Raw genomic sequence first — 12,946 nt, 5'->3', positions numbered from 1 at the left:
ACACAGTTGCCGTACCCAAGGTGATTTTATTGATTGGGATTATTTAGACTAGTCATTACGACCTTACGAAATACAGGGGCAGCCACCTCCCCACCGGAAGTCAAGGTCTCGCCATTTTTGCTTAAATAACCATCTTCAATAACAACCACCATGGCGTAACCATTAGCCGGTAGATATCCAGCAAACAAGGAAAGATGTTTATCCTGAGCAATATTAACACTTTCCCCAACGGTTCCTGTTTTGCCGGCTACGCTAATACCTGGAATCGCAGCTAGTTTTCCATTGCCGTTAGTCACAGCGTTTTCAAGAATATGATTAATTGAGCTTAGCGTTGTTCCTGAAATAATAGCGGCCTCTCCTTTTTTAAATGGACGTCCTTTATTCGCAAGAATGGCATAGGATTTAGTTAAGGAGTCGATCGTAACCGGTATATTCTCACCAACAGAAGCCATTGCCAATTGCAATTCATCACTTCGATTTGTTTCTTGCCACCAACTATTCATATCAAAACCAAACTCCGTCAGTTTTTTACGAATTACTGCCGCTCCAGCTTCCTGAGAAACCTTAATCAGGCAAACATTACTCGATTTTGCGATAGCCTCTGCTAATGAAATAGGACCCTTATTAGCATAGTAATCGGTAAATGTTTGGCCTTCTATCGAATAAGGTGCACGACAATCATAGCTTTTGGTTTCAGAGCTACTTCCTGAATCAATCGCTGCTGCTGCAATAAAAGGTTTTATTGTAGAGCCAGGGGAAAAAACACGTGACTTCCAACTCTGCTGATTCTTACCCGATTCAGCAAAGGCAATAATATCACCAGTTTTTGCACTGGCGATGGCAATAACCCCCGATTTTGCATGATATCGTTTCAGGGCTATTTTAATTTCTTTCTCTGCAATGTGTTGCATTTTAGGGTCTAAATGGGAGATATCGACTTCTTTTCCCTTAGAATTGGTCAAAGCCCCTACTGCCGAATAAGCAACGCTGATTTGGGCCAAAATAGCCACTCCCGCAAAAACTCCCCCTAACAACAAGGATTTTGCCGTATTAAGTGGATAAGTTGATAACATTGAAATTCTCCTGATAATAAAACTACGGTCTTCGTTATCTTTGCCCAAAGCCATACCCACCGTGCCTGCTAGAGCAGGGTTAGATGGCCTAGGATGTTGAGCCAATGTCTGGACAACCTCAAACAGACAGTGGCCATAGTCATGAGCCGAAATTTTTGGCTGGCCAACCAATACTTCATCACATGAAAACTCTTGTAATTCACTTAAAATACGACTCCATCGGGTAACCCCTGGGTTTCCCAAAAAAATGATCCGCAAAACCTCAATAAAATAGGCCCATAGGCAATCACCATTCCGATGATGTTGGCCTTCATGAGCAATCGCAATCTTCACATTCTTTGAAGAAGACAATAAGGATAGCGGTAATACGATATACGCTTTGTTAATTAGAAATAGAGAGAAAGGGATATGGCAGCTCTCGGAGACTTTAATAACCAATTTACCAGAAGTTCGATAAGGAATTGCTTCAGCTAACAGAGTTCTTACACGCCCCATAGCTAACAGTAGATCATAACTGCGAAACAAGAGCAGCAAAGCAAAGACGAGATAAAAGAGTTGGCAATAACTCATATTATTCACTGAAAAACTAGCTGCTGATTCAGGAGTCAAAGGGGAAGGTTCAGGCTTCAAGATGGGCTGGTTTATATACTCTTGTAAAGCATCAAAGGATACATAGTGTTGTCGCTCAGGCTGATGAGATGAGTTTAGGCAATGGACGATTAATGGAGAAATCACAGAGCTGACTAATAAAAGACGAGCCAATTTAAGTTTAAAAGACGGTTGATTGGCAAGCCAACGACCTCCGATTAGCCACGAGCTTATGAAGAGTAAACAATGAATGCTCAAAAAAATTTCTATAAATAACATGACTAGATCTCGCTTTGTTTTTCAGAAGTTAGCAATTGTTTAAGTGCTTCCTCAATTGCTTGAATGTCATCCTGTTCTAATTTTTTGGCCATCAAGAGCCTTTGCACCAAAGCCACCGGTTCACCATCAAAAACATTAGTGACCATATGTTCGATGCAGGTCCCCTCATATTCGGCTTTTGTAACAATAGGAACAAAAACATGGGCAAAAGAGCTTTTTTGGCATTCAAGAAAACCTTTCTGTTCGAGCACTTTTACTACAGTGGCCACAGTGGTATAAGCTAAGGGTCTTTCTTTGGGCAAGTGTGAGACAATCTCTTTGATTGTTACTTGATTAAGACTCCAAATAATAGTCATTAATTCAAGTTCGACCTCTGTAAGAAGGCGATCATGGGTAAAAGCATTCGACCCCTTTTTTATTGACATTTTTTTCTCCAGAAACCATAAAACATGATCTACTATATTTTTAGTAGATACTACTATAAAAATAGTAGAGTTGGAAGCTGTGACAGAAAAATTAATTTTTGAAATAGGATGGGAGCGAAGTGTGGTTAAAAACTCAAAAAAATAAGAGAGGATGTGTTGGACGAAGCACCAGTTCCATCCTCAGAATGTATTATACTATTCAGAAACTTATCTGGTCTTGAGGGCGCGATAAAAATTCTCATGCACTCCTAGCGCTAGTAAAAGTCGCTCATTTGAACCCCATTCATAAGCCAAAAGCATTTCTTGGTGGTTAATTTTAAATTTATAAACATAACCGCCGACTAAATCGCCTTTTTTTCCTTCACCAATTTTTGGATTATTAACGATAGCTCGTATGGCTTCATTCACTTTTAACTTATATTCATTAGGTAATTTTTTGTATGCCTTTTTAAAATTCGGCATCTGCTTAATTTGAATATCAGCTAGATTAGATAACGTCCCCGCCTGTTATAAAAGGTGGCAGATTTTGATCTTTTAAAGCAAATTAAAAGGAGGGTACGGATTTAGTCGCCATCACTTCATGCGCATATTCAAGCGGTAAACTTGAAAAAATCTTATTTAGCATTGGCGCGTTGAAATCAATGAGTTGCCTATGATTACAAAAAATATAATCTTTATCTGCGGAAACAAAACCCATATTTTCAAGAATACTAATGAATGGATTCCCTTCAAGAAGATTAAGCTCTATCTGTCTACCTTGAGCCTGTAGTGTAAAATAGATTAGCCCTTTTAAAATTGTTTCTGCTACCTCAACGGAGTCCGCATAAATCGGCGAAAAACGATAATATAATTTCTTATTGACCTTCTTACAGATGGTGGCAATACCATAGCCTTTAATTTCTTTTCCCTCATAAAAAGCCAAAGTCAAAGCGTCAGGTCGCTGTTGCCAATCATGGATAAAATCGCAAAAAACCTTCGCCGATGAAAACAATTTTTCATTGTATAAATCAATGGCTAGAGGCCGGTCTATTTTTTTAATAATCCCTTGATCAATGGAAGCTAAAACCGTATTCAACGCCTCTTTATTAGTTTCTTGACTTTGCAAAATATAACTAACTCTTCTTACCGAGGTTTTCATCAGACCCAAGCGCTCATAGAAATTTTGAGCGCGCGCCACTGAGTTCAGGCAGATAATCATTTGGTCATTTGTTTTTTCGCTAATCGCACGATTCCATAAGAAAGGTCCTAATTTTTTTTGCCCACGATATTTTTCAAGAATCAGAAAAAGTCCTACTGAGGCAATGGGAGGGCTATCGGGAAAATTTAACTTTCGTTGCAGGAGAATACAACCAGCAAGTTCGCCATTGATTTTTATAGCAGATAATTCATTGGCAGGATAATGGAAACAAAAATCAACATCTTCTTCACTAAAAAGCCATCCTTCTTTTTCCGCTTCATGGAGCAGAAGCCATGATAATTCTTCTTTTGTTATTGCTAAAACTTCTAAATCCATAAGATCCTTTAACAAGTTTTTCAGACAGCCACCAAAGCTGTCTCTATAAAATCCTGCATTTCACTAGCTAGCTTTGAATGAGCTATCACTTCCTGCTGGAGCTTGGTTATTCACTTTGGGTGAACTTTCACGCGCTACTGTAAGCTATATAGCCTAATTTACGCGAATAAATAAAAAAAATCTCAAGTTGAGTAAACTTTTTTCGTTAAATTTTTTAACAAAGAATTAGAAACACAAGGTATTTTTAAGACAAGTTCATCGTCAATATAATCAACTTCAAACATTCTAGAGCTAGGCTGTAAACCAAGCTTGGTTGCTTGCAGCCAGGACTACGAATGATGGCTAGCTTTATATAATTTTTGCCACATTCAACTTCAACTTGTATAATAAATAACATTTAATCTTTGCTAAATCATTATGAAAGAGAGTTTTGAAAAAATAATTTCTACCCAAGAAGTAAAACAGTTTGCTAAAGATTTAGATTTAGAAAAAAAACAGAAATTATTCGAATATCTTATGCAGCCCAACATTTTGCCTAGGTTTTTAAAAAGTTTCTTTGATTTCCAACAATTACTCGTAACGTTTCCTGAAAATAAAACACAATTAATTGATTGCACATTCTTACCAGAATATTTAGAAAAAATGGTGACAATTGGTAGTGATATAGAGAAATTATGTTTATGGTGTCCTGAAGGACAAAAACGGTTATTCGAATTCATCGTAAATCCCTCGAAGTCAAACCCAATAGCCCTTGGTCCTGAATATATTAAACAATATGCCCATCAATTTCCTGCCTATCAAACTTACTTGTATCAATATCTTATTCTTACCGCTAAAAAGAACATGAAAAGTACTTATGAGGTTAAACTGATTGTCGAAGCCTTCCCTGGTTGTAAAGATGAATTATTTAAGTTAATACTTAAGAATAAAATTTTAGAGCAAATAATCAAAACACCATCTGATTTAAAAGTATTACAGGGAATTTTTCCTCATTATTCGTTTTTAACCCATCTCTCCTTGGACGAAGACATTTTTAATAATAAAGCTCCTGAAGCAGTAAAAAGTTGGAGAGAAAATAAATATAAAGAGATAAAGAGTGGGTATTTAGCATTAGCTAATCAACCCTTTGCTCGTGGAGCAGGAATGGGTTTCTTCTGTAGCTTAGATCTTCCAATTGAAATGGGTGGGTATGTTGGATCCTTCCTAGATGAAAAAGCTGCTCTGCAACTTGCAAGATCTAGTAAATCGATTTTTCAAACAGCAGAGGCTGAACTCATTGCGAGAAGAAAATTCACTTTACAAACAGAGAAAGAAGAAAACAATTCTCCACCTACAACCCCGATTCATACTTAGCTATCACCCAATCTGAATCCAGAATAAAAATCCTCCGATTAAATCGGAGGAAATGAGGTTTTTCTAGGTTAATTTTAGAGATACTATTGCTTAATAACATTGTGTAAAACCTAGAGCATTAGTCCAACAAGTTGGATAATATCCTGCCGTTGTGTAATAGCCTACTGGGTAATTTGAATAATAGACGGTAGGTCTTAAATATGAGCCTTGATAGTTTCGAATGCAGCCCCCTTCAAAACTCCTGTGATATCCACACCCACATCCATCCTCCGCATTAGCATTAGAACTGTAGCCTGCTGCTAAAGATAACAAACCCGCTATAGCTACTAACCGTAATAATCCTGAAAATGATATAGAATGTGTCTTCATGGCATCCTCCTTAGTACTTCGTTGATTGCCATCATATTAAGTATAGAGCAAAGCATAAAACGCTAAATTCACAGCGTTCAACCCAAGAAAAACGTTGATCATCCCAAAATGGAAATGACAGAATTCAAATTTTTCTTTGATAAAATCAAGGCCGCTATTATGATTCTTCCATCTTTTATAACCGCTTGAAAATTCATGTTTTCTCCTAACGAACGTCTCAGTTTAGCTGGTCAACCGGATGAAATAGTTTTTGCCATTTTGCAGGGTTTACCCTCAATTGACTTGCATAAGGCAAAACAAGTTTCATCAAGTTTTTACCGCATTATCAATGATCAGCGTTTTCGCAAAAAAATGGCTCAAACTATTCTTCAACAATATTTTCCCCGTAGCCGGACTAACTTAAAAACAACCATAAAAGATCAATGGCCTAAAGAAGGAGATAAGCATCTTCCTGAGTTATTATTCTTGCTTTTGGTCGGCAATAACAACTTAATCAAAGAAAAAATCAAGTTAGCCGATTTATATTCTAAGGACATCAATGGATTAACCCTACAGGACTGGGCCTGTAAATTAAATAATAGGGAGATCCTTCGTTTTATTTATAAAAAATTAATAATACCGCAGTATCGCAGCCAAGATGGGAAAGTTCTCGACCTTGAACAAACAGATACCTTAGGGTTTACACTGCTGCACTGGGCTATTCTTTGTCGCCAACCGCTTTCTTATATTAAACAATTAAAAAATTTAGGATATCGCCTAACTACCACTACTTTATCAGGCGACACCGTATTACATTTAGCAGCTCAAGCTAATCACAGTGAGGCCCTAATGTGGTTATTAAAAAAAGAGGAGCTTGATGTCAATGCAAAAAGGAGCAATGCGACTACTCCCCTATTATTAGCTGCCTTTTATGGTCACAGCGAAGCAATCAAACTGTTGCTAGCCCACCCTAAAGTAAATATCTCTGCGACCCATGACAATAGTGCTCATGTTTTAATAATCGCAGCAATAAAAGGTCACAACGAAGTAATTAAACTTTTACTTGCCGACGAAAGAATTGATATCAATGCACCCTGTGTAGATGGGCACACTGCTTTATTCTTGGCAGCACAAAATGGTCATCTTACAACAGTACAACTTTTGCTGAAAGATAAAAGAGTTAATATCAATGCACGCCGTACTGATGGAGCTACTGCTTTATTTGCAGCAGTGCACAAAGCTGACACTGCAACAGCACAAATTTTGCTTGCTGATAATAGAATAAATGTCAATGCTCCCTATGCAGACGGGGCTACTGCTTTAATTTTTGCAGTAAAAGCAGGTCATAGTGAAATAGTCGATTGTTTATTGAATCGCAACGCCTCAATAATGGCGGAAATAACGACCCGCACACGATATCTACTGAATTTGGCAGAAAAGCATAATAACAAAGCGGCTGTAGAAACCTTTTTAAAAGCAGAGTATCAAGGCCAGCTTCCGCGAATGGTTTCTGTTAACTCACTTGAGGTAGCCATTATTGCTCGTCAAAATAACATAACACTACGATTACTAGAGAAAGCGAAAGAATCTCCAAAAGCCAAAATCATTCGAGCCCTAGAACTGGCACAAGCCACAGCCAATTACAGGCTCATAGAACCACTACAAGAAATTTTGCAGCATAGAAATACAGAGAGAAGTCATTTTCAGACTAACTTCACAAATAATTTCTTCAGTGTAGCTGGCAGCGAAATAGCATCGTTAACCACTCAAAATCTCTACTCTGGCCCTAAATAAACGGCAATAGCTTATCTTTGTACATCATGTACATAACGCCTTCATCCCATGGAAAAACAAGGGATCGTACGCGTCACCATTGAATTAGCATGGGCGCTTTTTTATTTTTTCCCGCAAACTCGCTGGCCAATCCACACAGCCAAGGCTAAGGTTGATATTAGCGCAAGAACAATACTATAACTGTCCCAACCTGGTCCTACTAAAGTTAAAGCATCAGGAGAGTGCAGGATGGAAAAAGGAATAGCGAGTAGCACGTCCATGATAGCAGAGCCTGCAACTAGACCACAGGCAATTAAAATTCCTTTTTGCTTATGCAAATGCTTTTCTTCGTCGGGTATGGCACGTCTATTGATACGACGATGAACAACCAAGGCGATCATTCCTCCTAAAAACAGAGGAAAGGATGAAGAAATAGGTAAATACATGCCAATCGCCACGCCTAGAATGGATAGTCTAAAATAGCGATGCATCTTAAACAGATAATTGATCAGCAAAAGTAAAAAAATCACCGAGGCACCAAAGAGCATCATTGTCCAAGGAAGTGCATTGCGAAAAACTGCTTCAGTGATTGCTGCCATTAATGCTGCGGTAGGAGCTGGCAAGGATTGGCTAACATCCATGCCTTCATGGGGCATAACCCCTGCTATTCCATACACTTCAAAGAGTAATTGCATCACAGGAGGAATGACTAAAGAAGAAATCACCACCCCCAGTAAGAGCATCACTTGCTGGCGCCAGGGAGTAGCTCCCACTAATTGGCCTACTTTTAAATCCTGCGTATTGTCATTAGCAATCGCAGCAATTCCAGTGACTACCGAACCGATAATAATAGTGATTGCCTCTGCGGCCTTGATTTGCCCATCACTCAAAGGCAATGGTAAGGCATGATTAATTAAAGTCAGTAGCAACGAAGCGGCAAAGAGCATCCCCGCAATCACGACAGAACTTCCTGGACTTGCGGTAACACCCACCATACCAGAAAAATACCCAGTAATGACTGAAAATAAAAAACCAATGACCAATACATAAAATACCGCGGCAAAAACCAAAGTAGGCCCATAAACTTCATTCAAACCAACTTCTGATAAGGGAAAAATGAATTGGAAGAACAAAAACAAGATAGCGCCCATAAACAACACCCCTATTAAGATAAAGGGCATGGGAATATCTCGATCAGTACGTGGCAATTGTTTTCCTTGATGACTTTTTGCCATAAAAGCACTAAAAGAAACACTCATCGATTTCGCCAAAGGTTTTATTAACTTAATAAAAGTCCAAGTCCCCGCAAACAACATCGCGCCAATTCCCAAATAGCGCATTTCGCTATTCCATAAAAAACTGGCCGCTTTTTCTGGGGGATATTGAATCAGGAAATGGGGGTAAAATTGGCTAACAATAGGCATTGCAATCAGCCAAGAAATAATAGCACCTAGAAAAATACTTATCGCCATTTCATGACCGACTAAATAACCCGCGCCAATCATGGTCGCTGAAAAACCAACACCAAAACCAAATAACGATCGTTTTGCGGTGAACCAAAAAGTCCAAGTACTCGCGATTATTTTAAAACCCGATTGGAATAGTTCAATTAACCCGCCAATTGCCCCACCAAGAAAAATATCGCGAATGCCTGCTTTCTCAGCCGATGATTTCAATACTTCCGCTATCGCTCGACCCTCAGGAAAACGCAGTACAGGCTCATTAACAAGTACACGGCGCAAAGGAATTGAAAATAAAACTCCTAAAATTCCCCCACAGGCAGCAATAAAAAAATTAGTTAAATAATCGAAGCTATTCCAGTATTGAATAATAATGAGGGCGGGTATGGTATAAACAATTCCTCCAGCAACAGCCTCGCCCGCTGACGCTGCAGTTTGTACCGCATTATTTTCAAGGATGGTTGAATCCTTAAACAGACGCAAAATTCCCATGGAGATAATCGCTGCGGGAATCGAAGCAGAAGTTAAAATACCTAATTTAAGTGCTAGATAGGCATTTGATAGTGCTAATAACACTGTCAGTATGATCGCCAACACAATGCTACGCACTGTTAGTTCAGCGACTTTTCTATCCGCTGCGATAAACGGGCTCGATTCATTCATTGCTTGCCCCAAACTGCGTTCACTATTTCTGGGCGCAAGACCTTGTTAAGCTCATTTTTAGGAATTTCAACCGTTTGCGGCCCGTAAACATAAGCTGCCACTTGATAAGTATCAAAGACAATTGCAAGGCCATTTTTAGTAAAAAACCAATTCTTATAATTTTCAGCATTGGGTTGAGTTCCTTTTGTGACCCAATCAACGTCTGAGATTTTTTTCTTCATCATCGATTCGCGACTCCATTTCGCGATTTTAGCTAAATAATCACTATTGGGTTTAAATAATTGATCCAAATTAACAACCAGGCCATTTAAAAAATTTAAGGATTTGACCTGATTTGCAGGATGAGCAGCCCCGCGGGAGTAAGAAGAAATTGAAAACAATAAACTTAGCGCCTGCTTGTTTTGAAACTTGGTCTGATAATTGATATATAAACTATTTTTTCCCGGCACATCTGATGGTAATTTTTCCTGGTTTTTCGGGGTATCCGCTTTCTGCAGAGCGTCAATAAAAGCGAGGACAGCGGTATCAATTGATTTGTCGGCATAACCTTGTGGGTATTTAATTTGCAGATCCATTTCAGCAGTCTCTTTTTTAAGCTCGACTGTCTTGGGAACTAAGGCCCATGAACCTAGTGAAATGCACAGTAAGATAGTTGCGTAAATCAATCTTTTCATTGACAACCCCTTAATTCAACCATTCACCTGCCACCATTGTACTGTGGGGCAGAGGATAACCAAAATAATAGCAAAGTGCTGCGCTATCCTTCACAGACCAACGAACCAAATCAGCGGCTAAACCTACAGCAATCGTTCCCGTTTCTTTCTCCACACCCAAGGCTTTTGCTGCTTGATAAGTGACACCAGCTAAGGCTTCCTCCACTTTCAGGGAAAAGAATTGACAGGCCATGTTTAACATGAGCAGTAAAGAAGTTGTGGGAGAAGTACCAGGGTTTGTATCAGTAGCAATCGCCATTCCCACACCCATTTCGCGTAAAAGGGCGACAGGTGGTTTAATCGTTTCACGCAGAAAATAATAGGCGCCAGGTAAGAGAACTGCGACTGTTCCACTGCGCGACAGAGCTGTCACACCGGATTGATCCAAATGCTCCAAGTGATCGCAGGACAGCGCTTGCATATTAGCAGCTAGTTCACTGGCACCAAGATTAGATAACTGCTCCGCATGACATTTGATTGCCAAGGATAATTCTTTAGCCTTGATAAAAATCTGTTCTGTCTGGGCGAGGCTAAATCCTATGGATTCACAAAACACATCGACTGCATCCGCTAGGCCCGTATCGGCAACAGCAGGCAACATTTCTGAACATAGAAAATCCACATAGCCTTGTTTATTGTCTGAGTATTCAGGAGGAACGGCATGCGCCCCCAGAAAGGTGGTTTTCACTCTCAAACCACTCAGCTCGCCTAACCGTTTGGCCACACGTAGCATTTTAAGTTCTGTTTCTAAATCAAGGCCATAACCTGATTTAATTTCAACAGTGGTCACCCCTTCAGCACGCATGGCTAAAATTCTGGTTAGGGATTGCTGTAATAAAGCCTCTTCTGAAGCGGCACGAGTCTGCCTGACAGAGGATAAAATACCGCCTCCGGCTTTGGCAATCTCCGCGTAACTTAACCCTTCAAGGCGAAGCTTAAATTCATTAGCCCGCTCACCCGCGTAAACAAGATGCGTATGGCAATCAATCAAACCCGGTGTGATTAATTGATTTTGACAATCATCAATAACTTTGGCCTGCTGTTGATAATCGGAGGGCAAGGCCGCATGAGCACCGCACCAAGCAATTCGACCATTGGCAATGGCAATAGCTTGGTTTTCTAATTGTGTCCCCTCAGCAGTGATCATCGTTGCATTAATCAATAAGCGTTCGCAGAAGTTCATACTGACTCCCAATCCGGTACTTGATGCGGGTCGATGAGCCAGGCTTGATGGTGGCTTTTATCATAAATATCCCACTCTTTAGACAAATAGAGTGATTTCTCAAGATCTAATAATAACCAAGAGAGAAAGAGCGCCACGGTGGCTGTGGATAATAATTTGTTTTTCTGATGTAAAACTTCAAAGAAGTCACGTTTTTCAGGATCCATAAACTCAGCGTGACGAATTAACGCTTGCATATCCGTATCAATAATACCAGGCATGACACTAGCCACTGCGAAATTGGGGTTTTCCAGTTGCCAACAGCGTGTCAGCATCGCTAAAGCTGCTTTTGAAACACAATATCCAGACCAACCCGCTACTGGAAAATAAGCCACACCGGAACCAATATGAAGCACACGCCCTTGCTCTAATTGCGGCATCAGCGCTTGCGTCAAAAATAAGGGCGCATTTAAATTCGTCGCCATTATCTTTTGCCAAGACGCCTCATCCATAGAAGTAAGTGGAACTATCGGTTCGATAATACCGGCATTATGAATCAATCCTTCAATCGAGCGGAATTTTTGCAAATAGGCTCTAATCTGTTGACGGCCTTCAGTAGTTGATACATCAGCAGAGAAATAACTAATTAAAGGGGAAAAGCTTGCTGTTTCCGCGAGCAACTGTTCGCGTCGGCCTACGACAAGCACTTCTTTCTTGCGAGTAGCTAAAGCATGAGCTAAAGCGCGACCTATCCCTGATCCCCCACCCGTAATTAGAAACATCGTATTTCCCCATTACACTAGTCCAGCAACAAGCTCAATTAACATTGAAATTCAATCTCATCGAATTGTTGATTGACCTAATTAAAATTGTGGCGATAATATCAGACCTAAACTCAATTCGCACGATTTTAGATTAAGTAACAGACAAAAGCCCTGTTGAAATACATCCCACAAACTGGCAAAGTGATAAGTCTTGAGTATATTACTATTTAATGCAAGGAGTGTTATAAATGAAAAAATCCATGCTGTGCGCAGGATTAATGACTATTTTAAGTGCAACAGTGTATGCTGAAGATAGTAGCAAATCAATGAATGTAAATACTGGACAAACGATGTCTGGCCCTGCAAATGCTCAATCAGATAGTGCAGTCCTGCAAGAAGCTGAAAATGTCATTGCTGATACGGTACACGCTTCTTCTGACGCAAATCCGCAACAGTTTAAAGATCACAGTACAACAATTCAACAACCTGCTTCAGGTAAAAAGCCTGCGGGTACAAAACCTGCAGGTACAACTCCTCGTATGCCAACTGAAAAAGAACTCTCTATTCCAGGAAAATCTTCATCTTTAGCTAAACCCTATAAGAAGCAAGAGTTAGCTCGTGCAGAAAGAAAAACAATTAAGGCCAGCAGGCATGCATCAGCTGCGAGTACAACCGCCGTGCCCGCTGCTACAACAGCAACGCCTGCTGCTGGCACAACAGCACCTGCCTCTAGTACTGCAACGCCTGCTGCCGGTACAACCACACCTGCCTCTAGCACAGCAACACCTGCTGCCAGCACAACAAAACCTGCGTCTAATACTGCAACGCCTGC

General features: G+C 40.0%; 12 protein-coding genes. 3 read left to right on the top strand and 9 right to left on the bottom strand.

All coding sequences use genetic code 11. From position 1 onward, the window contains the following. Window positions 1-26 precede the first annotated feature (26 nt). The 4 genes from Lnau_RS03395 to Lnau_RS03380 all read right to left on the bottom strand — a co-directional run bounded on the left by Lnau_RS03395 (window position 27) and on the right by Lnau_RS03380 (window position 3,878). Window positions 27-1,940, bottom strand: a complete 1,914-nt coding sequence (locus Lnau_RS03395) for a M56 family metallopeptidase (protein ID WP_058503748.1) — start codon at window positions 1,938-1,940, stop codon at window positions 27-29. A gap of 2 nt (window positions 1,941-1,942) precedes the next feature. Then, window positions 1,943-2,365, bottom strand: a complete 423-nt coding sequence (locus Lnau_RS03390) for a BlaI/MecI/CopY family transcriptional regulator (RefSeq protein WP_058503747.1) — start codon at window positions 2,363-2,365, stop codon at window positions 1,943-1,945. 207 nt (window positions 2,366-2,572) lie between these two features. Further along, the gene (locus Lnau_RS03385) at window positions 2,573-2,827 is read right to left on the bottom strand and encodes a type II toxin-antitoxin system RelE/ParE family toxin (RefSeq protein WP_058503746.1); all 255 of its coding nucleotides are present in this window, start codon (window positions 2,825-2,827) and stop codon (window positions 2,573-2,575) included. Window positions 2,828-2,909: 82 nt separating this feature from the next. Beyond that, entirely contained in the window at window positions 2,910-3,878 is a 969-nt protein-coding gene (locus Lnau_RS03380) for a GNAT family N-acetyltransferase (protein ID WP_058503745.1), read from the bottom strand. 417 nt (window positions 3,879-4,295) lie between these two features. Here Lnau_RS03380 and Lnau_RS03375 point away from each other — a divergent pair, with 417 nt between their 5' ends. Beyond that, on the top strand, window positions 4,296-5,231 hold the full coding sequence (locus Lnau_RS03375) for a hypothetical protein (RefSeq protein WP_058503744.1): 936 nt from the start codon (window positions 4,296-4,298) through the stop codon (window positions 5,229-5,231). 90 nt (window positions 5,232-5,321) lie between these two features. Here the strand turns inward: Lnau_RS03375 and Lnau_RS16950 are convergent, their stop codons facing one another. Further along, window positions 5,322-5,600 (bottom strand): GCG_CRPN prefix-to-repeats domain-containing protein, encoded by a 279-nt coding sequence (locus tag Lnau_RS16950; protein ID WP_058503743.1) that lies wholly within the window; start codon window positions 5,598-5,600, stop codon window positions 5,322-5,324. 195 nt (window positions 5,601-5,795) lie between these two features. Here Lnau_RS16950 and Lnau_RS03365 point away from each other — a divergent pair, with 195 nt between their 5' ends. After that, a complete protein-coding gene (locus tag Lnau_RS03365) occupies window positions 5,796-7,373 on the top strand; it encodes an ankyrin repeat domain-containing protein (protein ID WP_058503742.1) in 1,578 nt (525 codons plus the stop codon). A gap of 101 nt (window positions 7,374-7,474) precedes the next feature. Here Lnau_RS03365 and Lnau_RS03360 read toward each other — a convergent pair whose 3' ends face one another. Genes Lnau_RS03360 through Lnau_RS03345 form a run of 4 tightly spaced genes read right to left on the bottom strand, consistent with a single transcriptional unit; the run spans window position 7,475 to window position 12,132 of the window. Further along, complete coding sequence (locus Lnau_RS03360) at window positions 7,475-9,475, bottom strand: OPT family oligopeptide transporter (RefSeq protein WP_058503741.1); 2,001 nt, start codon at window positions 9,473-9,475, stop codon at window positions 7,475-7,477. After that, window positions 9,472-10,149 (bottom strand): RsiV family protein, encoded by a 678-nt coding sequence (locus tag Lnau_RS03355; RefSeq protein WP_058503740.1) that lies wholly within the window; start codon window positions 10,147-10,149, stop codon window positions 9,472-9,474. The genes Lnau_RS03360 and Lnau_RS03355 overlap by 4 nt, the downstream gene beginning before the upstream one ends. 10 nt (window positions 10,150-10,159) lie before the next feature. Continuing rightward, window positions 10,160-11,371 (bottom strand): imidazolonepropionase, encoded by a 1,212-nt coding sequence (gene hutI, locus Lnau_RS03350; protein ID WP_058503739.1) that lies wholly within the window; start codon window positions 11,369-11,371, stop codon window positions 10,160-10,162. Next, window positions 11,368-12,132, bottom strand: coding sequence for an SDR family NAD(P)-dependent oxidoreductase (locus Lnau_RS03345; protein WP_058503738.1), 765 nt, complete (start codon window positions 12,130-12,132; stop codon window positions 11,368-11,370). The genes hutI and Lnau_RS03345 overlap by 4 nt, the downstream gene beginning before the upstream one ends. A gap of 230 nt (window positions 12,133-12,362) precedes the next feature. Here Lnau_RS03345 and Lnau_RS03340 point away from each other — a divergent pair. Further along, the coding region (locus Lnau_RS03340; RefSeq protein ID WP_202972570.1) for a hypothetical protein at window positions 12,363-12,946 on the top strand (584 nt) is incomplete at its 3' end.

Source organism: Legionella nautarum (assembly GCF_001467895.1).
Classification (GTDB): Bacteria; Pseudomonadota; Gammaproteobacteria; order Legionellales; family Legionellaceae; genus Tatlockia; species Tatlockia nautarum.
The sequence above is the reverse complement of the archived record's forward strand: the minus strand, read 5'-3'. Positions and strand labels throughout refer to the sequence as shown.

Bases quoted from the DNA above. Each gene is read 5' to 3' on its own strand.
- Lnau_RS03380 (WP_058503745.1), bottom strand. From the start codon at position 3,878: ATGGATTTAGAAGTTTTAGCAATAACAAAAGAAGAATTATCATGGCTT.
- Lnau_RS03395 (WP_058503748.1), bottom strand. From the start codon at position 1,940: ATGTTATTTATAGAAATTTTTTTGAGCATTCATTGTTTACTCTTCATA.
- Lnau_RS03390 (WP_058503747.1), bottom strand. From the start codon at position 2,365: ATGTCAATAAAAAAGGGGTCGAATGCTTTTACCCATGATCGCCTTCTT.
- Lnau_RS03385 (WP_058503746.1), bottom strand. From the start codon at position 2,827: ATGCCGAATTTTAAAAAGGCATACAAAAAATTACCTAATGAATATAAG.
- hutI (WP_058503739.1), bottom strand. From the start codon at position 11,371: ATGAACTTCTGCGAACGCTTATTGATTAATGCAACGATGATCACTGCT.
- Lnau_RS03345 (WP_058503738.1), bottom strand. From the start codon at position 12,132: ATGTTTCTAATTACGGGTGGGGGATCAGGGATAGGTCGCGCTTTAGCT.
- Lnau_RS03365 (WP_058503742.1), top strand. From the start codon at position 5,796: ATGTTTTCTCCTAACGAACGTCTCAGTTTAGCTGGTCAACCGGATGAA.
- Lnau_RS03355 (WP_058503740.1), bottom strand. From the start codon at position 10,149: ATGAAAAGATTGATTTACGCAACTATCTTACTGTGCATTTCACTAGGT.
- Lnau_RS16950 (WP_058503743.1), bottom strand. From the start codon at position 5,600: ATGAAGACACATTCTATATCATTTTCAGGATTATTACGGTTAGTAGCT.
- Lnau_RS03375 (WP_058503744.1), top strand. From the start codon at position 4,296: ATGAAAGAGAGTTTTGAAAAAATAATTTCTACCCAAGAAGTAAAACAG.
- Lnau_RS03360 (WP_058503741.1), bottom strand. From the start codon at position 9,475: ATGAATGAATCGAGCCCGTTTATCGCAGCGGATAGAAAAGTCGCTGAA.